This is a genomic window from Acinetobacter sp. WCHAc010034, assembly GCF_001696615.3.
Classification (GTDB): Bacteria; Pseudomonadota; Gammaproteobacteria; order Pseudomonadales; family Moraxellaceae; genus Acinetobacter.
Window position 1 is genome coordinate 1,211,396 of the sequence record NZ_CP032279.1, and the last position, 22,918, is coordinate 1,234,313.

Here is a 22,918-nt window from a genome sequence, read left to right on the forward strand (position 1 = left end):
CCCCAAATTAAATTTAGAGAAATTCATGTCAGAACAGGAAAAACCGGCGGAAACCGCTGCCCCTGCCCCGCTACCCTCCAGCAAGCTCATCCCCACCGATGCGCGGGTGCTGGCGCTGATGCTTTTGGTCCTGCTGGCGGGCATCGGCTTGATTTTATGGGCATGGAAAATCGGCCCGTTCCACAGCGCTGTCGAGTCCACCGAAAACAGCTATGTCAAAGGCAAAACCACCGTGCTGTCTTCGCAGATCAATGGCTATGTCAAAGATGTGCTGGTGACTGATTTTGCAATGGTGAAAAAGGGTCAGTCGCTGATGCATATTGACGCCGCCACCTATGAGCAGCAGGTGATTCAGGCGCAGTCCGGCATTGATCAGGCGGAAAATGATTTGGCCAATCAGACTCAAGCGATTCAGCAGCGCAAAGCGGATATTTCGGCGGCTCAGGCCAAGGCTGATTAGGCGCAGGCGGCTTATGAGCTTTCCGCGGCCCAGCTGCAGCGCTATCAGCAATTAGGCGGCAGCGGCGCGGTTTCTAAAACGGAACAGGACAAGGCCAGCGCCGATGTGAAAAACAGCCTTGCTCTGCTGCATCAGGCGGAAGCCAATATTCTGGTGGCGCAGGAAGCCTTGAAAACCGCGCAGGTTGCGCAGGCCGGCTTAAAAGCGCAGGTCACCGGCGCGCGGGCGCAGTTTGAGCAAGCCAAGACGGCGCAGAATTACAGCGTGATCACCGCGCCGATGGACGGGCAGCTAGGCGAAGTCAGCCCGCGCATTGGCCAGTATGTGGCTGCCGGCACGCAGCTGATGTATTTAATTCCGCAGCAGCGCTGGGTCAGCGCCAACTTTAAGGAAACCCAGATTTCCAATATGCGGATTGGGCAAAAAGCATGGTTCAGCGTCGATGCGCTGAATCATCAGCAATTCAGCGGCCAAGTCGAACGGATTTCTCCGGCGGCCGGTTCCGAGTTCAGCGTACTGAAGCCCGACAACACCACCGGCAACTTCACCAAAGTGGTGCAGCGCATTGCGGTGCGGATTGCGATTGATCCGGATCAAACAGGCATTGAACGCCTGCGCCCGGGCATGTCGGTGGTGGCTTCGGTGGATACCGCCCCTGCAGATTAGCCGGCTGAAGATTTCTGCGCCGAATCCGCTACAATAGCGCAGATCCACTTTTTGCCTGCGCCTTATGTTCGATTCGCTTGCCCGCGCCATTCCCTATCAGACCCTGCAGCTGCATGGCGTGAAAATAACCATCAAGCGTCTGGACTTGGTGCATCCGCAGATTTCCGGCAACAAATTCTTTAAGCTGAAATACAATTTTTTAGACGCCCAGCGCCAAGGATTTAAAAAAGTACTGACCTTTGGCGGCGCCTATTCCAACCATATCGCCGCCGCGTCCTATGCCGCCCATGCCTGCGGCTTTGCCAGCGCCGGCATGATCCGCGGCGAGGAACTGGCAGCGCGCCCTTTAAATGCGACGCTGCAGACGGCGCAGCAGTTCGGCATGCAGCTGCGGTTCATCAGCCGGGAACAGTACCGGCAAAAGCACACGGCTGAATTTTTGGCGCAGCTGCAAGCCAGCTATCCGGAGCATTACGTGATTCCTGAAGGCGGCACCAATGCTTTGGCCATTCAAGGCTGCAGGGAAATTTTAACGGAAAATGATTTAAATAATTTTGACCTGATCTGCTGCGCTGCCGGCACGGGCGGCACAATAGCCGGCCTGATTGAAGCCAGCCGGCCACAGCAGCGGATTTTAGGCTTTTCGGCCTTAAAAGGCTTATTTTTGAATGATGATGTCGCAAAACTTACCACAAAAACCAACTGGGAAATTATTGATGATTACTGCTGCGGCGGCTATGCCAAAACTACGCCTGAACTGCTGCAGTTTATCCGGCTGTTTGAAGCCGAACACTCACTGCCGCTGGAGCAGATTTACACAGGTAAAATGCTGTTTGGCATCAGCCAGATGATTCAGCGCGGTGAAATCGCTTCAGATCAGCGCGTGCTGATCATCCATAGCGGCGGGCTGCAAGGGAAATTACAAACGTAAAGCCATCATGCGATGGCTTCATCATATGCCTGAACCGCTATTTTGAAATAGGTGCTATTTTTTACACTTCCCTTTCGCAATGGAATCAATATCCCCCATTCCGTCAGGTGAGTTAAGCTTTAAACAGAGTGCTGCGCCTTTCTTAATATGCATTTCGCCTTTGCGCGGGGAAGAGCCGCCGGCATTATAAACATAATATTCTTTTCCATCTGTGGTCGTGAATGTGTAGCCATCGCCAGACTCGCTGAATTCATTCACCTTTTTTACAACTACGCTCACCCGTTTGCTCTGCGCAGCAAAACTGGCTGTGGTGCATGCAAATAAAGCTGCAGCTAAAAACAGATTTAAAACCTTCATAAAATTACCCCTTGAATTAATCTTTTGCCCAGCCATTTTTATCTTCGATATAAAGCAAAACGGCTAATCCGCCCTCATAGTTGAAAGGCATATATTTTTTTGTTTCAACATACTTATCTGCGCCATCTATCAGCTTTTGGCTTTTTTCGGCTTGAAATATATCAAAAAATTATTTCATTCTTCACAGTATAAGACTATAGATAAAGAATCCCGCTCAGCTGGCATTGAGCTTAAACAGGCATCCAGACAGGTTGTGTCCAGCTGCAGCTTATTTTTCATCATTTATATTGTATTCCCGCCACGCAGATAGCTATGAATTCAGTTTTGGAAAAATCAGCAATATGGCCCAATGAATTATAGAAATAAGCGCTGCAAAATGACTGCTGAATAATGGCGGCGGAACAGAAAAAAGCGCAGCCGGCCAATCATACAGGCCAGCAAGTATAGAATAATCTTCAGAATTTTTTCAGTTAATCCGGCGGCATACTAAAAACCATTTAAATCTTCTATAATTGCCCACTTTTCGGCGATTGAGTAATGCACATGGTTCATCAGGAAGCGGATGTCTTGGTTTTAGGTGCAGGCGCATCAGGCTTAATGCTGGCTTATAAAGCTGCCCAGCGCGGCCGCAAAGTGCTGGTGCTGGAAAAAGCCAATAAAGCCGGCAAAAAAATTCTGATGTCCGGCGGCGGAAAATGCAACTTCACCAACCTGTATGTCGAGCCTGAAAACTACATTTCGCATAACCCGCATTTTGTGATTTCCGCGCTGACCCGCTACACCAACTGGGACTTCATCGGCATGGTTTGCGAATACGGCATTGCCTATGAAGAGCGCAAGCATGGCCAGCTGTTCACCCTGAATGGCGCCAAAGAAATTCTGTCCATGCTGCTGGAAGAATGCAGCAAAACCGGCTTAGTCGAAATCAAAACCGGCTGCGAAGTGCAAGCGGTGAATGCCTTGGATGGTCAGGGCTTTCAGGTGGCGACTTCTGCGGGCTATTTTAAGGCGGAATCTGTTGTCGTGGCTTCAGGCGGCCTGTCCATTCCAACCTTAGGCGGCTCCGGCATTGGCTATGAAATCGCCAAGCAATTCGGCCATCATGTCTACCCGACCCGCGCGGGACTGGTGCCTTTTACCTTCTCCGACAGTTTTAAGGAAGTCACCGCGCGCCTCAGCGGCAATGCGGTCGAAGCGACCCTGTCAAATGACTTAAACAGCTTTACCGAAGCGCTGCTGTTCACCCACCGCGGGCTGAGCGGGCCAAGCTCGCTGCAGCTGTCGAACTACTGGAATGCCGGCCAAAGCTTTCAAATCAACTTCCTGCCGCAGCTGGATATCGAAGAATTTCTGAAATCCAGAAAAAGCACCCAGCCGAAAGTCCTGCTGCGCACGCTGTTCAGCGAGCATTTGCCAAAAAGCGTGGTGGCTGAACTGCAGAATTTGATTTGGCCGGATTCGGCTGAAACCGCCATCGGCAATCTCAGCGATGACAAGCTGGAGCAGATTGCGCAGCGCCTGCAGGCCTTTAACGTCAAGCCGTCCGGCACTGAAGGCTACCGCACCGCAGAAGTCACGCTGGGCGGGGTGGATACGGCGGAGGTTTCATCCAAAACCATGGAAAGCAAGAAGCAGCCGGGCCTGTTCTTTATCGGCGAAGTGCTGGACGTTTCCGGCCACTTAGGCGGCTACAATTTCCAATGGGCATGGGCTTCTGCGCATGCAGCCTCCGAGTACGTTTAAAAAGCTGTACGCATAAAGAAAGGCGGCTGAGCATGGCTGCAGCCGCCTTTCTTTAAGAATAGCGTTAGTAATAGAGTATTTTATTCCAAATAATCGGTCTGGAATAATGCGATTTTCTTTGAAGCTGCCAGGCGGCTCACCGCCTGTTCCATTTTCGCCGCAGCCAGCGCAGCATGAGATGACGCCTGAACCGGCGCTTTTACTTTTAAAGTTGAAATCAGTTTATTAAACATTGTTTTAACCCTCATTTTTTGTCATTCATTGACTCAGCATAATGCACATATATTTCCGTATAATTAAAACTAAGCATTTATGCCTTATAAAATATTCTTAGCTTCAATACTTTAGAAAGTATCAAACAATGTTTAATTTTCAAACACTTTTTTCATTTTCTTTCTCACTATTTTTCATAAGCATTTCATCAGGCGCTGTTTCGGCGCGTTTTTTCATTGCGAAAATGAATTTACAGGCGCTGGCGAGAAAGCCGGCTGTGATCCCGGCAATGATGATGGGCGCCAGAAATTTATGGGGCGCTTTTTTCGGCATGATTCACCTCACTTCAAAATAGGATCGGCCACCCTAGAGTGGCCGATCCGTTAAGCATTGAACAGGTTATTTCGGGTCATCCTTGCCGGAGCGCGCATCAGGATTTTTTTCATTTTCTCCCGTCGATCCGTAAGGATTGTTGATTGGCGCCTGAGCCGGATCGACATCCAGCTGGTCAGGTGTTGCCGTTTCCTTCTCCGCCACGCCCGGCGCTTCGGTCTGGCGCACCGGATAGCCGTCATCCGCCGGCGCCTGAGCCGATGCTGCCGGCATGCCGAAACCGCCGGCGCGCGCCTGATCTTTGAGCGGATTCGGCTGGCAGCCCTCTTTCTTGGCTTTGTCAATTAAATCCGTCAGCACACGCTCCGCAGGCTGGCGCCCGCCTAAGCCGAAGGCCAGCGCAAATGCAACCGCAACCGCGCCAAGGGTCAGGCCAAAGGCCAGATTGACGATTGAATCGGCTATGCCCATTGCGCGCAGCCCCATGGCCACCACCAGCCCCATGATCAGCACGCGCACTAAACTGCCCAGCCAGCGCGAACTGTTGTACTCGCCGCGCTGCACCACATTCGCCACGATATTGGCGAGCCAGAAGCCAATCACCAGAATCACCGCGCCCAGCAGGATATTTGCGCCAAACTGAATGAACATGGCGATTAAAGCGCTGATCTGATCGAAGCCCAAGCGGTTGGCGGCTTCAGACACTGCAAACAGCATGGTAAAGAACACAATTAAATAGCCGGCAACATCAGACAGCCTGGTTGCACCCAGGAAGCGCTGCGCGTCCAGTTTTTCCGGAAGGCTGTCAACGCCGGTGCCGGCAATGACTTCCGCCGCCAGCTTGGCCACAAAGCGCGAAACAATATAGGCCAGAATCAGGATCAGGCCGGCGGCGATAATATTCGGAATCGCAAACATGATTTCATGCAGCATGGCGGTTGCCGGCTGAGAAATCGCCTCAATGCCCAGCGCTTCAAATGCAATAATCAGCGCGGTGATAATCACCACAGCATAAACAAACGAACCCAGCAGATGGGGAAGGTTAGACTGCTTAAACAGGCCGATTTTTTCCGCCTGCTGCTGCAGGTTCAAGCTGCCGGCCAGGCCTTCAATAATGCCGCGGACAATTTTCGCCAGAATGCAGCCGGCAAAAATGATCACGCCCGCAATGAAGATATTCGGCAAGTACAGCACCGCTTCATTGACCATATTCTGAATTGGAAGCAGCAGGCCGTTCAAGCCTAAAATGGACAGCACAATCGGCAGGAACAGCAGCAGAATCAGCCAGTAGGCGATTTCACTGATATTTTCACTGACCGGGCTGACGCCGACTTCCGCACTGAGCTTTTCATCCAGCCGGGTTTTGTTCAGCAGCTTTTGCGAGCCGGCTTTCACCAGATTCGCTGCAATCCAGCCGATAAAGCCCACCGCGGCCGCAGCCAGCAATTGCGGAATAAACAGCAGGAACTGCTGGATCATGCTGCTGAATGGCCCGCTGACGCTGGTTAAGTTCAGCACATTCAAGGCGCCAATAACCGCAATAATTAAAATAATCCAGAATACAACACGGGAAATAATGCTCTCAATATTGGAGCGGTGCCCCGTTGCGCTTGACAGCTTTTGATCGGCGCCTAATTTCTGCAGCACTTTCTTGATGCCGGCAGCCACCAGCAAGGCCACAATCCAGCCGATAAAAAGAATCGCCACGGCGCTCAGTATGGGGTGGAATTGATCCCAATAGTACATGGCATCAAAACGCCCGCCTGAGCTTCCAGAATAATCATTCATTTTTACGCCCTCTTTGTTATAGCTTCGCCTATTTTTCTGCGGATCTCCGGAATCCTGTGTCCGGCCAAACCTTATGCGCTTTATCAATCAACCTTAGGTTTTGACTGTTTTTTAATCAACCTTGGACTGCAGAACTACAACAAAAGAGCACAAGCGCTTGCAAAAAAAGCCTTAGCGCTAAGCTAAGGCTTTCAGTTTTAAAACCGCATCTAAAGCTGCGCAGCTAGTAGTTCGCTCCGCCCGCGGCATTGCCGCCTTTGGCAGCGCTTTCACCGCCTGCAGGCGGATTGCTTGGCGCAGCCGGCTGCGCTTGCGAATTTGGATGCCCTGGAGGCGCATCGCTTGCACCCGGCTTAATGTCTGCAAACATATAGACCAGCAGCGCTACAAAAAATATGCCCACTAAAGCTAAAATATAAACAGGGATGCGTTTCTTCTGAGTTGTTTCTTCTGAACTCGAAGTATGGGGCGGTTTATTAAAATCATGCGTCATAATTCCCCTCACTTTCATTACTCAATTGCTGTTTTTTTATACTATCAAGCCCTTGTGCCAGCATGTGTGAAGAACCATTGCAGGATAGTGCAATCTTGTAAATTCAGGCAGCCGCCGGCTATCGGGCGCGCGCAGGCCGGCTGGAAATTGCCGCCAGATCCTGAGAATTGCAGCGGCTGCATTTTCCGGACTGCCCGCCCGCAGCGGCCGATTGCGCCAAAATACTGCCCTCTTAGCGGGAAATGAGCTATAATTGTCCACCTTATTTTTGATGTCCTGAGTATTTATGGCGTACCGTCAGCAAAGTGCGACGCTTGATCTTGACACTGACGTCACTTATCAATGCGCTTTGCACTACACCCGTGATCAGCATCTGATTGGAATCATTGAATTCAATAAGCCAAGCTATGTCCTGAAATGGGGAGATCTGGAATTTTTCCGGCGCCGCACAGAAGAGTTTTCTGTCATGCCTTTTCCAGACTGCATTAATGCGATGATTATTGACATACGCAATGTGACGGCTTTTCTGGACAATGAAGTGCCGATTATTCCTTGGCGCCTGCTGGAAGAAGAATGCCCAGTGCGCCTGGTGGTGCCTCAAGAACGCTTAGATCACTATGCCGGCTTCTTTGAACCGACTTGGCTCACAGCGGATGTCGACTCCGCCATTCAGGAAATCCGCGATTATATGGATATGTTTGTGCATTAAGCGGCTTCAATTAAAAATCCTCCTATGCGGTAATGTTGATCAGTTAAGGAGTTTCACCATAAACTTCTTAATTTTTGGGGCTATTCACGGCGGAGTCTTACCGTTTTAAATCAAATTTTTGGAGCTCGTTTTGTTCTTTTGTTTCGCCAAAAGAACCAAAAGCATTTGTCATCCGCGAAACCTGTTCACTTTCTGCAATTAAATAATTTTGTTGCAAAAACAGTCCTTTTCAAAGGACAGATAGGTTGCGGATGACGCCTCCGCGTATCAAATATTATCGCAAGTTAAAAAAAGAGAAAGCCAGTCAATTTCTTAACTGACTGGCATTACTCCTGTGCGGAGGATTTTTAATTTATGGAAGCTTATTTTAGCTAAAGCTTCTCATCATTCCTTCCGGCCTCTCTTTTCCAAAGGCGGGCGCAGTCCAAATCAAATGGCTGCTGCTGATTCGATGAAAGCTTCCTCAAAATAGGCAGGGGCTGCTGAGAAGCTTACCAGTAATTCTCCACCGCAATATTGCCCTCGCCGCGCCGGTTCATCGTCAGCCCGCGCGCCTTCAATGCCTCTTTGGTGTCTTCGACCATCTGCGGGTTGCCGCACAGCATGACATGGCTGCTTGCAGGATTCAGCGCCAATCCGGCAGCCTGTTCCAGCGCGCCATTGCCAATCAGCACCGGCAGGCGCTCATGCAGCGGCGCATGCGGGTCACGGGTGATCACCGGAATAAAGCGGAAGCCCTGATGCCCTTCGCCAAAAACCGCAGCGATTTCTTCAATCCGCTCCGCATAGGCCAATTCAGCTTCAGTGCGCACGCTGTAAACCAGATTGATCTGCTGATATTTATGCCACGTTTCAAAGTCCTGCAGCATGGATAAAAACGGCGCCAAGCCTGTTCCTGTGCCCAAAAGCCAGAGATCCTGCGGCAGCGGCAGCTGGTAGCGCGCCAAGGTTAAAAAGCCGTAAGGGATTTTTTCCAAATACAGCTCATCGCCAACCTGCAGATGCTGCAGATTGGAAGTGAATGCGCCGTCCGGCACCACAATTGAGAAAAACTCCAAAGTTTCATCAAATGGCGAGGACACTATAGAGTAGGCCCGCACCACCAAATCATCTCCCGCTTTCAAGCCAATACGGGCAAACTGCCCTGCCGTGAACTTAAAATGCGCCGGCCGCGTCATGGTAAAGCTGAATAAAGTGCTGGTCCAACGGTGTACAGATAAGACTTTTTCTAAGCTAAATTTCTCAATTGACATGATTTCAACGTGGCATGAAAGACTGCGCTCATGTTAGCATGACGGCATAATTTATTAATATTTTTTAAATGTTAAGGCTCTATTCATGCGCATGACTTTACGCCAGCTGGCTGTTTTTGTAGCAGTCGCTCAAGAAGGCACCGTAACCAAAGCCAGTGATGCCGTAAAACTCACGCAAAGCGCTGCCAGCATGGCTTTAGCAGATTTAGAAGATGGCCTGGGCGCGCCGCTGTTTGACCGCCTGGGCAAGCGCCTGCAGCTCAATGACTTAGGCCGTTTCCTGCTGCCGCAGGCTTTAGAGATTCTGGGGCGCTGCGAAGCGTTTGAGCAGGCGGCCAAAGGCGAGCTGCAGAGCATTGACCTGCGCCTGGGCGCAACGCTGACCATCAGCGACTACTTAATGCCGGACCTGATGGCGGACTTTTTGCAGATTCAGCCTCAGGCGCATCTGCAGCTGCAGGTCGGCAATACCCGCCAGATGATTGAAGCGGTGAATCAGTTTCAGCTGGATTTGGCGCTGATTGAAGGCTCCTGCCATTTGCCGCAATTGCAGTGCATTCACTGGCGCGATGACGAGCTGGCCGTGTGCTGCGCGCCCAGCCATCCTCTAGCGCAGCTGAACCGCGCACTGACCGCCGCGGACTTCAACCATGTGGAATGGATTCTGCGCGAAGAAGGTTCAGGCACGCGCGAAGTCTTTGACAATGCAATTCTGAAAGACTTGCCGGATGCCAATATCCGCTTAACGCTGGGCCATAATGAAGCCATCCTTAAAATTGTCGCCGGCGGCTTAGGCATGTCCTGCATTTCCAAGCTGGCGATTGAGCCGCTGCGTGAAAAAGGCCAGCTGGTGGTTCTAGAAACCCCGTTCTGGCAGCTGACCCGCCCGCTGTTCATGCTGGTGCACCGCCAGAAATACCAAGGCCCGGGACTGAAAGCCTTTATGAAATTCTGCGAGAAGTAAGCAAAAAGCGCCCTAAGGCGCTTTTTTTATTTTCCAAACTGGCGTTCGCACGGCACGCCGTCATGATTGCCATCCATTTTTGTGCCGGGGCAATTCCGAATAAAGAACACAGCCTCTTCATAGGAACGCATCTGGCTGCAATGCGTCCGGCCATCGCATTTAAAGGCCGATGCCGGATTGGAAGCAGCCGCTGAACGCGCATTTTCCTGTTCAGCCGGCGCTCTTGACGGCAGCCTGCCGGCCTGAATCTGCTCTGGACGGCTTGCTAAGTTTTTGCGCCCCTGCTCCGTCAGCACCTGATCCGGCAGTTTCCCCTGCGCTTGACGCTGCTCTTCTACAATGCGCTGCTGCTCCAGCATCAACTGCTGCGCCTTCAGCTGCTTTTGCGCCTGATAGTCCCGATATTTTCCATACGTTACCGCGGCCAGCACGGCAATTATCACCAAGCCAATCAGCGTGATATATTTGGCTTTGCCGCTCCCCGCCTGATCACGCGGCGCAGCGCGGCTTTCTTCCCAGCCTGCACTGCCGGCGCCTTGATGCAACGGCTCCGCGTTTAAGTCCAAACGCACAATATGATCAGCTTTAAACTTGCCCCTCAATAAACATCTTATTGATCTCATTATTTTTACAGCAGAATCATTGGATCTCTTTCATAAATCAACAAGTGATCATTAATTGGCAGTGAAATTAATATTGAAAGTTCCTTCTCCCTTTGGGAGAAGGTTAGGATGAGGGGATTTTTTTAATAAAATCCTCACCCTGAGCGGTATTCCGCGCAAGTCTCCTTGAAAAGGAGAGGGAATTCCCATTATGAATCAAATATTATTAAAAAAATGACTTATGACAAAAGTCTCTTATATTAAAACCTGCAATGAAAAAGAGGCGCCAGCGCCTCTTTTTTACCATTTTTTAAAATCAGATCAATCAGCGACGGAAATTTGACAGCAGCGTTGATGTGATCGACTTATTGTGCGCAGACACTTTGGACTTTTTCGCTTTGGCGGAATTGTCTTCAACCCGTTCAATTTTAATGGCTTTGAACTTTCCGCCATTATCCACAACACTGAATTTCACCCGCTCGTTGCGTTTCGGCTCGCCTTCCGCCGCAGGGAAATCTGAAATGTGGAAGAACACATCTCCTTCTTCTGAACCAATAAAGCCATAGCCTTTAGCAGGATCATATTGTTTGACTTTACCCTGATACACTTCGTCTTTCATTTTACTGCCCTAGTCTTCAAATGCTTTATATGCATTATATAAAAAAGAGGCTTTAAAAGCCTCTTTTCTGTTCCTTGCAAAAATCAGTCTTTCTGCACTGAACCGAAAATTTTATCGCCGGCATCGCCAAGGCCTGGCACAATGTAGCCGTTTTCATTCAAGCCCTGATCAATGGATGCGGTGAAAATAGTCACGTCAGGATGCGCATCTTCAACACGCTTAATGCCTTCGGGCGCCGCCACCAGCACCATCACGCGGATGTCTTTGCAGCCGCTGGCTTTCAGGACATCAATCGCCGCCACCAGCGATGAACCGGTCGCCAGCATTGGATCAATAATCATCGCCAGGCGGTTCTGCACATCCGGCACTAATTTTTTATAGTAAGTGCGCGCTTCCAGCGTTTCTTCGTCGCGCTCTAAGCCCAGCACAGAAACTTTTGCGCTTGGAATCAGGTTTAAAAAACCGTCCAGCATGCCAATGCCCGCGCGCAGGATCGGCACAACGGTAATTTTTTTGCCGGCAATGCGGTCAGCAGTCACTTTGCCATTCCAGCCGTCAATTTCATGATCGCATACCGGCAGGTCTTTGGTGGCTTCATAAGTCAGAAGCATGGTCACTTCCTGCGCAAGTTCGCGGAAGTTTTTCGTGCTGATGTCGGCGCGGCGCAGCAGGCCTAATTTATGGCGGATAAGCGGATGACGGATTTCATGGATGGCCACGGGAGAACACCTAAAAGGTTAAGATCAAATTTCGGTGGTGTATCAAAAAGTATGCTAAAAAAAAGCAGGTTGAATTTTGATAAAATAGAGAAATGCAAATAACTCTAGAAATCAAATGTCCAACCTGCCTCAGTGACAGTATAAAGAAAAATGGCATCAAAGTAGATGGGAAACAAAACTACCAATGCAAAGACTGCAAACGTCAGTTTATTGGTGACCATGCTCTGAGCTATCTAGGATGTAATTCTGGCATTACTCGTAAAATATTACAGTTAATGGTCAGAGGCAGCGGTATACGAGATATCGCTGAAGTTGAGCGCATTAGTATCGGTAAAGTCTTACGGACTTTAACTGAATCGGCCTATCAAATTCAGCCTAAACAAAGTCATTATGAATCTCTCGAAGTAGATGAATTCTGGACTTTTGTTGGAAATAAAAATAATAAACAATGGCTTATTTACGCCTACCATCGAGAAACAGGTGAGATTGTTGCTTATGTTTGGGGTAAGAGAGATTTAGCTACAGTCCAAAGGTTGAAGACAAAGCTTAAACAATTAGGTATTCACTACACCCGAATTGCAAGTGATCATTGGGACAGTTTCATCACTGCTTTTAAAAACTGCAAGCAAAGTATTGGTAAGTTGTTTACTGTAGGAATTGAAGGTAATAATTGCAAAATAAGGCATCGAATAAGGCGTGGTTTTAGAAGAAGTTGCAATTTCTCCAAAAAGCTTGAAAACCATTTTAAAGCCTTCGACTTAACCTTCTTTTACATCAATAATGGCTTCATTTAATGTCAGCATACTTTTTAAAACACCACCCAAATTTCAGCTATTATAATGGCATTTATCAAATGATAAAAATAAAAAAGCCCCCGAAGTCGGAGGCTTTTTTGTAATAACTGGACTAATCAGTCAATTAATCAGTTAAAGCCGCTTTGCACTAAAGCCAGAATGAACTGCTGCAATTCAGGCGAAATGGCGAAGAATGCCACTTTAGATACTGCAATAACCGGGTCTGGATAAACACCGATCAGCAGCACCAAAGCCGCCGCGCCAAGCACCATGATGCCGCCGACTTTCTGGCCCCAATGGTCAACCGCATCAATGCGCGGATGGTCCGGAGGCGTCATGTACATCACAATCATCACGCGCAGGTAGTAGTACAGGCCAATACCTGAACCGATAATCACCATCGCCACCAGGAACCAGGACTGGCCGGCAACGGCAGTCTTGATCACCAGGAACTTACCGATGAAGCCTGCGGTTAATGGAATGCCTGCAAGAGACAGCATCATTACAGTCAAAGCTGCAGTCAGCACCGGACGGCGCCAGAACAGGCCGCGGTATTCCGCCAAGCTGCCGGCTTCATCTGTGTTGTTGTACGGGCTGGACATTAATGTCACCACGCCGAACGCGCCGATGGTGGTCAGCACATAGGTAATCACATACACGTTCACGCTTTCAAATGTTGCAAAGCCTTGAACCTGCAGGAAGTCGGTATTGCGCGCGCTGATTACAGCCACCAGCAGGTAGCCGAAGTGAGCAATTGAAGAATACGCAAGGATGCGCTTCAGGTTCACTTGGCGGACCGCCAGCAGGTTGCCTGCAAGGATTGAAAGCACTGCAATAATCGTCAGAATAATAACGAAGCTGTCTGACAGGATCAGGCCGGAAGACAGTGCATAGCGCACAAACAGGCCAATCATCGCAACTTTAGCCACGGTCGCAAGGAACGTTGCCACTGGCGCAGGCGCGCCGGCATACACATCCGGCGTCCATTTATGGAATGGCGCAAGAGACAGCTTGAACGCCACCGCAAATACAATCAGCGCCAAGCCCAATACCACAGCCGGCTGGCTGAAGGTCGTGAACAGCTTGCCCGGTTCCGCTACAAAGTTTAAAGAGCCGGTGTAGGCATAAATATACGCCATGCCCATCAGCAGCATTGCAGAAGCCGTTGCTGACAGCACCAGGTATTTCACCCCTGCTTCCAGCGACTGCGAACGCTGATGCGTATAGGCCAGCAGGCCATATACAGGAATCGACATCAGCTCAAGGCTGATGAAGAAAGAAGCGTAGTGCGTGCTTGCCACCATCAGCATTGCGCCGGTTACGGACGCAAGCATGAGGATGTACAGCTCTTCACGGTTGTCTTTATAGGTTTCAATATAAGCGTGCGATAAAGTGCAGCAGGCAAGCGCCGCAATTAAAATCACAAACTGATACAGCATCGTAAACGGATCGACGATGAACAGGTTCATCACGTTTGCAGGGGCATACTGCCCTGCAAACACAACGAAGATGATGTAAAGCGCTGCAAGGTTCAAGCCGATAACGGATGTCGTTGCAACTAAATTATGATTGCGCTTAATCGCCGTCAGCAGCATCACCACAATTGCGGTCAAGGCAACAATCATGACTGGCGCTAAAGGCATAAGCTCTGAAAATGACATTGTGAAGTTCATGGCTTATTGGATCTCCACATTTTCAAGTTGAATTGCTGCCTGCTGCACCGTATCAACTGCTTCTTGAACAGGAATGTAGCTATTCGCCAGCCACGCCATGCTTGAGTTGGAAATATCAAGGAAGGTTTGCGGGTAAAGGCCAAGCCAAGTCAGGCCAAGCGCGCAGACTAAAAGAATAACAATTTCGCGCGCATTCAAATCTTTTAACGGATTTGCATAATGCTGCTTCTGCTCTTCGTTCGGCGTGCCGAATAATGCTTTGTGAATCATGATCAAGCCGTAAAGGCCTGCGAATACAAGGCTGACCGCCGCCAAAATAGTAAACACCGGGAATTTAGCGTAAGAACCCATCAGAATCAGGAATTCACCGATAAAGTTGCCCAGGCCCGGAATGCCGACCAGCGCTGCCACAAAGAACATCAGGAAGAACGCAAGGTACTGGAACTGGCCGCGGATGCCGCCCATCAGGCGCATGTCGCGCGTATGCAGGCGCTCATAAATCTGGCCGCACATGATGAACAAGGCAGCAGATGACAGGCCGTGCGCCAGCATCATGATCATTAGGCCCTGGAAAGTCAGAATGTTGCCGGCGTAGATTGCCAGCAGCACAAAGCCCATATGCGAAATTGACGTGTAGGCCAGCAGGCGCTTCATATCGGTTTGCTGGAAAGCGCACCAAGCGCCGTAGAAAATGCCGATTAAGCCGAAGATGATCGCAATGTCAGCAAACTGCGCAGACGCTGCCGGGAAGAATGGAATTACGAAACGCAGCAAACCGTAAGCCGCGGTTTTAATCAGAATACCCGCCAAGTCGACAGAACCTGCTGTCGGCGCTTGCGCATGCGCATCCGGAAGCCAGCCGTGCAATGGGAAAACCGGAAGCTTTACCGCAAAGCCGATGAATAGGCAGATCATGAAGGCATAAGCCAGCGCTGGCGCCTGCGCTTCAATGGTATGCGCTACAGCCATTAAATAGCTGTAGTCAAAACGGATCACGCCATTCATTGAATAGCCGACAGCCACCAGGCCAAGGATGCCGATCAGCATCACCAGGCCGGCAACCTGAGTGTAAATGAAGAACTTCGTCGCTGCGTAAACGCGCGATTTGCCTTCTGCGCCTTTATGGCCCCAAAGCGCGATCAGGAAGTAGATCGGAACCAGCATCATCTCCCAGAAGAAGAAGAACAGGAACATGTCAATCGCTAAGAATACGCCGATCACGCCGCCTAAAGACCAAAGCAGGTTCAGGTGGAAGAAGCCGACGTTCTTCTGAATCTCGCCCCATGAACAGCCGACTGCCAGCACGCCCAGCAAGGCCGTTAAGCCCACCATCAGCAGCGACAGGCCATCCACCGCAAGGTGAATGTTGATGCCTAAGGTTTGAATCCAAGGCAGCTTGAATTCAGCAGCCCATGTTGGCGCTGCCCCGCCCAATTCATAGGTATATGTTCCGGTCTGCCAGAGCGCAATGGTCAAGGCCAAAGTCACCAGCATGCCGATCAGCGCGATATAGCGCGGCAAGTGCTTGTCGAGCTTGTCGACCAGCCAGCATGCGAAACCTGCAATGAACGGAATAAGGATCAGAGCGGGCAGAATTAAATTATTTGGAGCTTCCATTTTATTTCCCCACGACCTGAATCACGACTAAGATCATCAGTAGAACCACTGTACCCAGCGCCATACTTGATGCGTATTCACGCAATGAACCGGTTTGACGCGAGCTTGTGAAGCTGTTGCCGCCTTTAACCAGCGCAGGCAGAACCAGCCATAAGCCGTCAATCGGATCACGGCCTAAGATTTTCGCGATCAGCAGATACGGTTTAACGAATACAATGTTGTACAGCGCATCGAAACCCAGCGCATTGCGGCAGATATTCGCCAAGCCAGCGCCCAGTGAAGTTTTAGCAAAAGACTTCACAGCGCCGTAAGCGAAAGCGAACAGAATAACGCCGATCACCAGGCCTGCCAGCGCAATGCCGACAGCGGTGTATTCAGCGCTGTGCATGCCGTGCTCCAGAGCTTCAGGCACATTGAATGCCGGAATTTTCGCAGCGTTCAGGATATTCGCGACCGGCACTTTCAATACATAAGCCAAGCCGGTTGACAATACCGCAAGAACCGCCAGAGGGCCCCAGTAAGTGATGCCTTTGATTTCGTGGTAAGGCGTATTTTCCTTGCCAAAGAATACAACCCAGATTAAGCGGAATGTATAGATTGAAGTCAGGAATGCGCCAGCGACACCCGCCCAGTACAGGCAGTCATACACGGCAACTGCTTGGCCTTTCACCCATACCGCCCCCAGAATCGCGTCTTTTGAGAAGAAGCCGATGGTAACGAATGGAATCGCCGCCAATGCGCCGCCGCCAATCGCGAAACATGCAAACAGGAATTTGTTCTTGTAGAACAGGCCGCCCATTTTGAAAATGTTCTGCTCGTGATGGAAAGCCAGAATCACCGCACCGGAAGACAGGAATAACAATGCCTTGAAGAATGCGTGCGTCAGCATGTGGAACAGGCCAGCCTGATACGCTTCCGCGCCGACAGCCATGAACATGTAGCCCAGCTGGCTCATGGTAGAGTAAGCCAGAATACGCTTGATGTCTGTCTGCACCAGAGCCGCAAAGCCCGCAACCAGCAAGGTTACCGCACCGGTGATCGAAATGAACATCATCACTTGAGGCGCCATTTCAAACACGCTGTACATGCGGCTGCACAGGTAAACGCCCGCTGTAACCATGGTTGCAGCGTGGATCAATGCAGATACCGGCGTCGGGCCAGCCATCGCATCCGCCAGCCAAGTCTGCAATGGAATCTGCGCGGATTTGCCGGCAGCGCCCAGGAACAGCATCAATGCAGTCCAGATCGCCATTGAAGAGCCTTGCGTCATAACTGTTGGCGCAGCAGCAACTACTTCAGCAATGTTTAATGTGCCGAACTGCTGGTAAATCAAGAACAGCGCAATCAGCAGGAATACGTCACCAACACGGGTTACCGTAAATGCCTTAATGGCCGCAAAGCCGTTTGCAGGGTTCTGGTAATAGTAGCCGATCAGCAGGTAAGAGCACAGGCCCACGCCTTCCCAGCCCAGGAACAGTAACGCTAAGTTATCGCCCAGAACGAGCAGCAGCATGCTGGCTACGAACAGGTTGAAGTAGGAGAAGAAACGCGCAAAGTCTTCTTCGCCACGCATGTACCATGTCGCGAAGATGTGAATCAGGAAGCCTACGCCTGTCACCATGCCCATCATCAGCAATGACAAGCCGTCCAGATGCAGGGTAAAGCCCGGCGCCAAATTGCCGGCGCTGAACCAGGTCCACAGGTGCTGCGTGGTTGCAACTGAGCCGTTATTGACAAAGTCCAAGCCGGCAATCAATGCAAATAATGCAGACAGGCCTACAGACCCTGCCCCGATAACAGCCGCGACAGTTTCAGGAAGCTTCTGGCGGCCGGCCGCTAAAAGGATAAAGCCGATCAGCGGAAATAGTACTGTTAAATATAAATAGCTCATCCGCGCATCTCACTAGCAGCATCCACATCCAAATGATGGAAGCGATGATAGAACTGAAGGACGATGGCAAGACCGATACAAGCCTCTGCCGCAGCAAGCGTTAAGATCAGGATGAACATAATTTGGCCGTCCGGCTGCGCCCATGCGCTGCCTGCCAAAACGAACGCTAAAGCAGCAGCGTTCATCATGATTTCAAGGCTCATCAAAATAAATAGCAAATTGCGTCGCACCATTACACCGTAAAAACCCAGTGCAAAAAGAATGGTGGCAACGATCAAGCCGTGTTCTAAAGGAATGTTGCCCATTATTCTTTTTCCTCTTCTGCACCTGGTTCACGTTTGCCTAAGTGGAACGCAGCAACCAGCGCTGCCAGCAGCAGCATGGCGGCTACTTCAACCAGCAATAAGTACTGAGTAAAGAGCGACTGGCCAACTTCTTTCGGGCCGACAATTTCCGCGCCCATCACCAAAGTCGCTTTGGTATAGTCAGAGCCAAGCATCCATACCAGCACCAGGCCCATCAGGAAGCTCATCAGCGCCGGGTATGCCCATGCAGATGAAGTCAGCCATTTGCTTTCCTGCTCGACAGTCTGCTGCCCCAAGTTCAGCATCATTACAACGAATACGAAAAGCACCATGATCGCGCCGGCATAGACGATGATCTCCAGCGCGCCGGCAAACGGCGCGCCTACGATCATGAACATGCCCGCTACCGCAAGCAGCGATACGATCAGGCTTAATAAAGCGTGTACCGGATTGGTGTTGGTCACAACACGAATCGTAGAGACGATGGCCACAAGCGCCATCAAATAAAACGGCCACATCATGGTAATAGACTCCGCACGTCAACAGGCGCGCTTTCGCGCTGCGCCTGGCCTTTGCCTTTACCTGCAACTGCCATACCGGTTACGCGGTAGAAGTTGTAGTCTGGATATTTGCCTGGACCGGAAATCAGCAAATGCTCTTTCTCGTATACAAGGTCCTGGCGCACGTATTCGCCCAGCTCGAAATCTGGCGTCATCTGAATTGCAGTTGTCGGGCAGGCTTCTTCACACATGCCGCAGAAAATGCAGCGCGAGAAGTTGATCCGGAAAAATTCCGGATACCAGCGCCCGTCTTCCTGTTCCGCCTTCTGCAGTGAAATGCAGCCTACAGGACAGGCAACCGCGCACAGGTTGCAGGCAACGCAGCGCTCTTCGCCGTCTGGGTCGCGCGTCAGCACGATACGGCCGCGGAAGCGCGGCGGCACGATTTCTTCGGCCGGCACTTCCGGATATAAAATGGTGTCACGTTTACGCGTCACGTGTGAAAAAACCATCCACAGTGAACGTACAATTGACCCGACTCCAGCTAGAAACTTAAACATTTTGTTCTCCCTGCTGTCTTAGGCCTGATTCATCAGAATCACAGCACCGGTAACCAAAAGGTTGACCAGCGCCAATGGCAAGCAAATTTTCCAGCCAAAGTTCATCACTTGGTCATAGCGCGGACGCATTAAGGAACCGCGCGCCAAGACAAACATCATCACAAAGAATGCTGTTTTGATAATGAACCAGAATGCTGCTGGAATGAATGGAATCTCAAGGTTGAATGGCGCAAGCCAGCCGCCGAAGAATAAAGTCACGATCAATGCAGAGATCAGCACCACGTTGACGTATTCCGCAACGAAGAACATGCCCCATTTCATACCGCCGTATTCTACGTGGTAACCTTCAGCCAATTCCTGTTCCGCTTCCGGCTGGTCAAACGGGTGGCGGTGAGTTACCGCAACGCCCGCAACCACAAAGATCAGGAAGCCTAAGAATTGAGGAATAACAAACCAGACATCGCGCTGCGCTTCCACAATTTCACGCATGTTGAATGAGCCGGCAATTGCCACCACACCCATCAGCGAGATGCCCAGGAACACTTCATAAGAAATGGTTTGAGCTGCCGAACGCAAGCCGCCTAATAATGCATATTTGTTGTTGGAAGCCCAGCCGCCGAACAGCACCGCATAGACTGCAATGCCCGCCATTGCCATAAAGAACAATAGGCCGATGCTCATGTCCGCCACGCCTAAATACGGCGAAACCGGAATGACCATGAACGACAGCACCGCAGTGGCCATCGCCACTGCCGGCGCTAAGCGGAAAGTCAGCTTATCAACAAACTTCGGTGTCCAGTCTTCCTTGAACATGATTTTCAGCATGTCGGCAACGATCTGGAACATCCCCCCCGGGCCGACACGGTTAGGACCGTAACGGTCCTGCCATAAGCCCAATAAGCGGCGCTCAATGAACGACATCAGCGCAGCGATCAAAACCACAACAAGCAAAATGACAATCGCCTGCAGCACAGAATAGGCGATTGGCCAGTTCTCAGCCCACAGCGGCGTTTGACGTATTAATTCTTGTTCCATGAATTACACTCCTACCGCGACTGAAACAGGCTCTGCAAGAGAGACCGTCGGCGCAAGGCCAACCGGATAGCCGATATAGCCTGCCGGTAAATAGTCAATAATTTGCACTGGCAGCGCAATTGCAGCTTCGCCAGCCTGCACCGTAATCTTCTGGCCATTCTGCACATTCAGGCGCGCAGCATCCTGCTCACCCACGGCAAAAGCAGCTTCAGGAATGCGGGATTCCATTGCCGGCGTTTTAATGGTGAATTCGCCCGAAGCGAAAATGTGGTGCATCGGCACTAAGCGGAAGCTTTCCGGGTGCACTGCAACTGGCGCAGGCGCAACAAATGTGCGCGCAGGGCGTTTCGGCAAGCGATCAAACAAGCGGATGCCTGAGTCGCCGCCTTTCAGGTGGCCGCCGACATTGTCCTGGAATTTGTTCCAGGCCTGCGGCGAGTTCCAGCCTGCAGACCATGCAAACGGCACCAGCGGAGACGGCGTCTGATTGCCGACATAGCCTTCCATAGAGAAGGTTAAGGCTGAATCGACATCCACCGGCTGCTTAGGCTCGTGAATAGACAGCGGCGCGCGCATTGCGGTGCGGCCGGAATAGCGGCGCGGCTCACGCGCAACTTTCAAGCCGTGAACGCGGAAGCCCGCATCCGGCGCTACATCCTGAATCGCTTCAAGCGCAGGCACGTTTTTCGCAACTGACTCAATCACGTCATCCAGCAAGGTCCAGGAAATGGCTTTGCCTTTCACGCCTGTTTCCAGGGCATGCAGCCAGCGCCAAGATTCCTTGATCGCCAGTTCCGGCTTGTAATAGCTCGGGTCGTACACTTGGTAGAAACGCTGTGCGCGGCCTTCCTGTGATACAACCGTGCCGTCGCCTTCCGCGAAGCTGGCAGCTGAAAGCACCACAGAGGCTTTGGCCACTGTTGCAGTTTCAGAATGATCCAGCACGATGACTTCTTTGGCTTTTGCCAAGGCAGCGTCAACCTGCGCAGCCGGCAGGCGGCGGTAAAGGTCATTTTCAACAACGATTACCGCGTCATAATCCTGCGCGAAGGCCTGTTCCAGGCTTTGTCCGCCGAAGATCGCCAGACCCATTGAGTTCACTTCAGGAACCGTCAGTGTCAGGCCGGCATTTGCGCCCAGATTCTGCGCAACTTGCGCAGCAGCTTCCATAATCGCCGGATCCTGCAGGCTTGTGCCTGAAATGATCAGCGGTTTTTTGGCAGCTTTCAGCGTATCGGCAATGGTTTGCGCAAATGCTTTCGCATCGTCAGCAAGGCCAGTCACCGCTTCACCTTTCACCGCAGCCGCAATGGCGAAGCCTAAGCGCGCGATGTCGTTCGGAGAAGCAACCACTTCGCCTGTAGCCACATCAGCCAAACGCGTTTGCGTTGCAGCCAAAATGTAGATTGGCGATTTTTCATCCTGCGCAATGCGCTGCACAGGTTCAGCCAGCCAGTCTTGGGTACGGCGTTCCGCAGCCATTTCTTTGGCTTTGTTTTTCGAAGCCTGGCGCACAGACAAGGCCATGCGCGGCGCAGTCTGGGTTAAGTCTTCACCCAAAATCAGCACGGCATCATAGCTTTCAATTTCACGCATATTCGGGTTGTAGACACCCTCGGTCTGCATGATAGAGGCAGCCAATTCAACCAGATTCTGCTCTTTTTGCGGCATGCCAGTCGAGTAGTTTTCCTGGCCGACCAATTCGCGGAGCGCGAAGTTGGACTCAAGCGAAGCGCGCGGCGAACCGATGCCCAGAACTTTTTTGCCCTGGATATTGGCAATTACCGTATCCAGCGCCTGATCTACAGAAACAGCTGTTACGCTGCCGCCATTGCGGAACTGCGGCTGGCGCGGACGGTCAGCGCGGTTGACATAACCGGTGCCGAAACGGCCTTTGTCGCACAGGAAGTACTGGTTGACTTCGCCGTTGAAGCGGTTTTCTACGCGGCGCAGTTCGCCATAGCGCTCGCCCGGAGAAATGTTGCAGCCTGAAGAGCAGCCTTGGCATACGCTAGGCGCATACTGCATGTCCCACTTACGGTTGTAGCGCTCTGAGTGGGTCTTGTCGGTGAATACGCCTGTAGGGCAGACTTCAGTCAGGTTGCCGGAGAATTCAGACTCTAAAGTGCCTGATTCCGGACGGCCGAAGTAAACACGCGACGCGCTTGCATACACGCCAAAGTCTGTGCCGCCGGCATAGTCTTTGTAATAGCGCACACAGCGGTAGCAGGCGATGCAGCGGTTCATTTCATGCGAAATGAATGAGCCGAGCTCCTGATTGTAATGCGTGCGCTTGGTGAAGCGGTAACGGCGGCGGTCATGCTGCGTCATTACAGTCATGTCCTGCAGGTGGCAGTGGCCGCCTTCTTCGCAGACCGGACAGTCGTGCGGGTGGTTGGTCATCAGGAATTCAACAATCGACGCGCGGAAATCCTTCGCTTCTTTGTCTTCAATCGAGATGTAGGTATTGTCTGATGCAGGCGTCATGCATGACATCACTAAGCGGCCGCGGGTATCTTCCGGATTCGCATACTGAGTCACAGCGCATTGACGGCAAGAGCCGACAGAACCTAAGGATGGATGCCAACAAAAGTATGGGATGTCGATGCCCAAAGACAAGCATGCTTGCAGCAAGTTCTCTGAACCATTGACTTCATACGATTTGCCATCGACATGAATTGTAGCCATAGTCG

The 22,918-nt window shown here is 51.2% G+C and carries 21 protein-coding genes and 2 pseudogenes; 6 read left to right on the forward strand and 17 right to left on the reverse strand.

Features of this window, described 5'->3' with window-relative positions:
• Positions 1-25: 25 nt before the first annotated feature.
• Positions 26-1,126, forward strand: a pseudogene (locus tag BEN74_RS07395) (HlyD family secretion protein).
• 64 nt (positions 1,127-1,190) lie between these two features.
• Positions 1,191-2,057 carry a 1-aminocyclopropane-1-carboxylate deaminase/D-cysteine desulfhydrase gene (locus BEN74_RS07400; RefSeq protein ID WP_068910923.1) on the forward strand — a complete coding sequence of 289 codons (867 nt, stop codon included), beginning with the start codon at positions 1,191-1,193 and terminating at the stop codon, positions 2,055-2,057.
• A 54-nt stretch (positions 2,058-2,111) separates the two neighbouring features.
• Here BEN74_RS07400 and BEN74_RS07405 read toward each other — a convergent pair whose 3' ends face one another.
• Positions 2,112-2,414, reverse strand: coding sequence for a hypothetical protein (locus BEN74_RS07405; RefSeq protein ID WP_068910922.1), 303 nt, complete (start codon positions 2,412-2,414; stop codon positions 2,112-2,114).
• A 543-nt stretch (positions 2,415-2,957) separates the two neighbouring features.
• On the opposite strand from BEN74_RS07405, the gene BEN74_RS07410 reads away from it, so the two are divergent.
• Positions 2,958-4,157, forward strand: coding sequence for an NAD(P)/FAD-dependent oxidoreductase (locus BEN74_RS07410; protein WP_068910921.1), 1,200 nt, complete (start codon positions 2,958-2,960; stop codon positions 4,155-4,157).
• 80 nt (positions 4,158-4,237) lie between these two features.
• On the opposite strand, the gene BEN74_RS19400 is transcribed toward BEN74_RS07410, so the two are convergent.
• From BEN74_RS19400 to BEN74_RS07420, 4 genes are all read right to left on the reverse strand, one after another.
• On the reverse strand, positions 4,238-4,390 hold the full coding sequence (locus BEN74_RS19400; RefSeq protein ID WP_162898158.1) for a hypothetical protein: 153 nt from the start codon (positions 4,388-4,390) through the stop codon (positions 4,238-4,240).
• A 139-nt stretch (positions 4,391-4,529) separates the two neighbouring features.
• Complete coding sequence (locus BEN74_RS19405; RefSeq protein ID WP_162898159.1) at positions 4,530-4,703, reverse strand: hypothetical protein; 174 nt, start codon at positions 4,701-4,703, stop codon at positions 4,530-4,532.
• 66 nt (positions 4,704-4,769) lie between these two features.
• Positions 4,770-6,491, reverse strand: a complete 1,722-nt coding sequence (locus tag BEN74_RS07415; protein ID WP_068910920.1) for a mechanosensitive ion channel — start codon at positions 6,489-6,491, stop codon at positions 4,770-4,772.
• A gap of 223 nt (positions 6,492-6,714) precedes the next feature.
• Positions 6,715-6,984, reverse strand: coding sequence for a hypothetical protein (locus BEN74_RS07420; protein WP_068910919.1), 270 nt, complete (start codon positions 6,982-6,984; stop codon positions 6,715-6,717).
• A gap of 286 nt (positions 6,985-7,270) precedes the next feature.
• Between BEN74_RS07420 and BEN74_RS07425 the strand changes: the two genes are divergently transcribed.
• Positions 7,271-7,693 (forward strand): hypothetical protein, encoded by a 423-nt coding sequence (locus tag BEN74_RS07425; protein ID WP_068910918.1) that lies wholly within the window; start codon positions 7,271-7,273, stop codon positions 7,691-7,693.
• Positions 7,694-8,184: 491 nt separating this feature from the next.
• Here BEN74_RS07425 and BEN74_RS07430 read toward each other — a convergent pair whose 3' ends face one another.
• Positions 8,185-8,946: a ferredoxin--NADP reductase gene (locus BEN74_RS07430; RefSeq protein ID WP_068910917.1), complete on the reverse strand. Its 762-nt coding sequence runs from the start codon at positions 8,944-8,946 to the stop codon at positions 8,185-8,187.
• A gap of 85 nt (positions 8,947-9,031) precedes the next feature.
• On the opposite strand from BEN74_RS07430, the gene gigC reads away from it, so the two are divergent.
• A complete protein-coding gene (gene gigC, locus BEN74_RS07435) occupies positions 9,032-9,910 on the forward strand; it encodes a LysR family transcriptional regulator GigC (protein ID WP_068910916.1) in 879 nt (292 codons plus the stop codon).
• A gap of 26 nt (positions 9,911-9,936) precedes the next feature.
• Here gigC and BEN74_RS07440 read toward each other — a convergent pair.
• From BEN74_RS07440 to upp, 3 genes and pseudogenes are all read right to left on the reverse strand, one after another.
• Positions 9,937-10,377 (reverse strand): annotated as a pseudogene (locus tag BEN74_RS07440) (excalibur calcium-binding domain-containing protein); the annotation flags it as partial.
• 460 nt (positions 10,378-10,837) lie between these two features.
• Entirely contained in the window at positions 10,838-11,131 is a 294-nt protein-coding gene (locus tag BEN74_RS07445; protein ID WP_068910915.1) for a cold shock domain-containing protein, read from the reverse strand.
• Between the two features lie 83 nt (positions 11,132-11,214).
• Positions 11,215-11,850, reverse strand: a complete 636-nt coding sequence (gene upp, locus BEN74_RS07450; protein ID WP_068910914.1) for a uracil phosphoribosyltransferase — start codon at positions 11,848-11,850, stop codon at positions 11,215-11,217.
• Between the two features lie 92 nt (positions 11,851-11,942).
• Here upp and BEN74_RS07455 point away from each other — a divergent pair, with 92 nt between their 5' ends.
• The gene (locus BEN74_RS07455; protein ID WP_005005861.1) at positions 11,943-12,644 is read left to right on the forward strand and encodes an IS1 family transposase; all 702 of its coding nucleotides are present in this window, start codon (positions 11,943-11,945) and stop codon (positions 12,642-12,644) included.
• Between the two features lie 128 nt (positions 12,645-12,772).
• On the opposite strand, the gene nuoN is transcribed toward BEN74_RS07455, so the two are convergent.
• The 8 genes from nuoN to nuoG are packed head-to-tail and all read right to left on the reverse strand — an operon-like array spanning position 12,773 to position 22,913.
• The gene (gene nuoN / locus BEN74_RS07460; RefSeq protein ID WP_068910607.1) at positions 12,773-14,317 is read right to left on the reverse strand and encodes an NADH-quinone oxidoreductase subunit NuoN; all 1,545 of its coding nucleotides are present in this window, start codon (positions 14,315-14,317) and stop codon (positions 12,773-12,775) included.
• Positions 14,318-14,320: 3 nt separating this feature from the next.
• On the reverse strand, positions 14,321-15,934 hold the full coding sequence (nuoM, locus tag BEN74_RS07465; protein ID WP_068910608.1) for an NADH-quinone oxidoreductase subunit M: 1,614 nt from the start codon (positions 15,932-15,934) through the stop codon (positions 14,321-14,323).
• Between the two features lies 1 nt (position 15,935).
• Entirely contained in the window at positions 15,936-17,825 is a 1,890-nt protein-coding gene (gene nuoL / locus BEN74_RS07470) for an NADH-quinone oxidoreductase subunit L (protein ID WP_068910609.1), read from the reverse strand.
• A complete protein-coding gene (gene nuoK / locus BEN74_RS07475) occupies positions 17,822-18,130 on the reverse strand; it encodes an NADH-quinone oxidoreductase subunit NuoK (RefSeq protein WP_005007970.1) in 309 nt (102 codons plus the stop codon). The genes nuoL and nuoK overlap by 4 nt, the downstream gene beginning before the upstream one ends.
• On the reverse strand, positions 18,130-18,648 hold the full coding sequence (gene nuoJ, locus BEN74_RS07480) for an NADH-quinone oxidoreductase subunit J (RefSeq protein ID WP_171404915.1): 519 nt from the start codon (positions 18,646-18,648) through the stop codon (positions 18,130-18,132). The genes nuoK and nuoJ overlap by 1 nt, the downstream gene beginning before the upstream one ends.
• Positions 18,648-19,190: an NADH-quinone oxidoreductase subunit NuoI gene (nuoI, locus tag BEN74_RS07485; RefSeq protein ID WP_068910611.1), complete on the reverse strand. Its 543-nt coding sequence runs from the start codon at positions 19,188-19,190 to the stop codon at positions 18,648-18,650. The genes nuoJ and nuoI overlap by 1 nt, the downstream gene beginning before the upstream one ends.
• Before the next feature lie 18 nt (positions 19,191-19,208).
• A complete protein-coding gene (nuoH, locus tag BEN74_RS07490; RefSeq protein WP_068910612.1) occupies positions 19,209-20,225 on the reverse strand; it encodes an NADH-quinone oxidoreductase subunit NuoH in 1,017 nt (338 codons plus the stop codon).
• 3 nt (positions 20,226-20,228) lie between these two features.
• Complete coding sequence (nuoG, locus tag BEN74_RS07495; protein ID WP_068910613.1) at positions 20,229-22,913, reverse strand: NADH-quinone oxidoreductase subunit NuoG; 2,685 nt, start codon at positions 22,911-22,913, stop codon at positions 20,229-20,231.
• Positions 22,914-22,918: the final 5 nt, after the last annotated feature.

What these genes read in the sequence shown, in the direction of transcription:
- BEN74_RS07400 (WP_068910923.1), top strand. Translation starts at nt 1,191, where the DNA reads ATGTTCGATTCGCTTGCCCGCGCCATTCCCTATCAGACCCTGCAGCTG.
- BEN74_RS07405 (WP_068910922.1), bottom strand. Translation starts at nt 2,414, where the DNA reads ATGAAGGTTTTAAATCTGTTTTTAGCTGCAGCTTTATTTGCATGCACC.
- BEN74_RS07410 (WP_068910921.1), top strand. Translation starts at nt 2,958, where the DNA reads ATGGTTCATCAGGAAGCGGATGTCTTGGTTTTAGGTGCAGGCGCATCA.
- BEN74_RS19400 (WP_162898158.1), bottom strand. Translation starts at nt 4,390, where the DNA reads ATGTTTAATAAACTGATTTCAACTTTAAAAGTAAAAGCGCCGGTTCAG.
- BEN74_RS19405 (WP_162898159.1), bottom strand. Translation starts at nt 4,703, where the DNA reads ATGCCGAAAAAAGCGCCCCATAAATTTCTGGCGCCCATCATCATTGCC.
- BEN74_RS07415 (WP_068910920.1), bottom strand. Translation starts at nt 6,491, where the DNA reads ATGAATGATTATTCTGGAAGCTCAGGCGGGCGTTTTGATGCCATGTAC.
- BEN74_RS07420 (WP_068910919.1), bottom strand. Translation starts at nt 6,984, where the DNA reads ATGACGCATGATTTTAATAAACCGCCCCATACTTCGAGTTCAGAAGAA.
- BEN74_RS07425 (WP_068910918.1), top strand. Translation starts at nt 7,271, where the DNA reads ATGGCGTACCGTCAGCAAAGTGCGACGCTTGATCTTGACACTGACGTC.
- BEN74_RS07430 (WP_068910917.1), bottom strand. Translation starts at nt 8,946, where the DNA reads ATGTCAATTGAGAAATTTAGCTTAGAAAAAGTCTTATCTGTACACCGT.
- gigC (WP_068910916.1), top strand. Translation starts at nt 9,032, where the DNA reads ATGCGCATGACTTTACGCCAGCTGGCTGTTTTTGTAGCAGTCGCTCAA.
- BEN74_RS07445 (WP_068910915.1), bottom strand. Translation starts at nt 11,131, where the DNA reads ATGAAAGACGAAGTGTATCAGGGTAAAGTCAAACAATATGATCCTGCT.
- BEN74_RS07455 (WP_005005861.1), top strand. Translation starts at nt 11,943, where the DNA reads ATGCAAATAACTCTAGAAATCAAATGTCCAACCTGCCTCAGTGACAGT.
- nuoN (WP_068910607.1), bottom strand. Translation starts at nt 14,317, where the DNA reads ATGAACTTCACAATGTCATTTTCAGAGCTTATGCCTTTAGCGCCAGTC.
- nuoM (WP_068910608.1), bottom strand. Translation starts at nt 15,934, where the DNA reads ATGGAAGCTCCAAATAATTTAATTCTGCCCGCTCTGATCCTTATTCCG.
- nuoL (WP_068910609.1), bottom strand. Translation starts at nt 17,825, where the DNA reads ATGAGCTATTTATATTTAACAGTACTATTTCCGCTGATCGGCTTTATC.
- nuoK (WP_005007970.1), bottom strand. Translation starts at nt 18,130, where the DNA reads ATGGGCAACATTCCTTTAGAACACGGCTTGATCGTTGCCACCATTCTT.
- nuoJ (WP_171404915.1), bottom strand. Translation starts at nt 18,648, where the DNA reads ATGTGGCCGTTTTATTTGATGGCGCTTGTGGCCATCGTCTCTACGATT.
- nuoI (WP_068910611.1), bottom strand. Translation starts at nt 19,190, where the DNA reads ATGTTTAAGTTTCTAGCTGGAGTCGGGTCAATTGTACGTTCACTGTGG.
- nuoH (WP_068910612.1), bottom strand. Translation starts at nt 20,225, where the DNA reads ATGGAACAAGAATTAATACGTCAAACGCCGCTGTGGGCTGAGAACTGG.
- nuoG (WP_068910613.1), bottom strand. Translation starts at nt 22,913, where the DNA reads ATGGCTACAATTCATGTCGATGGCAAATCGTATGAAGTCAATGGTTCA.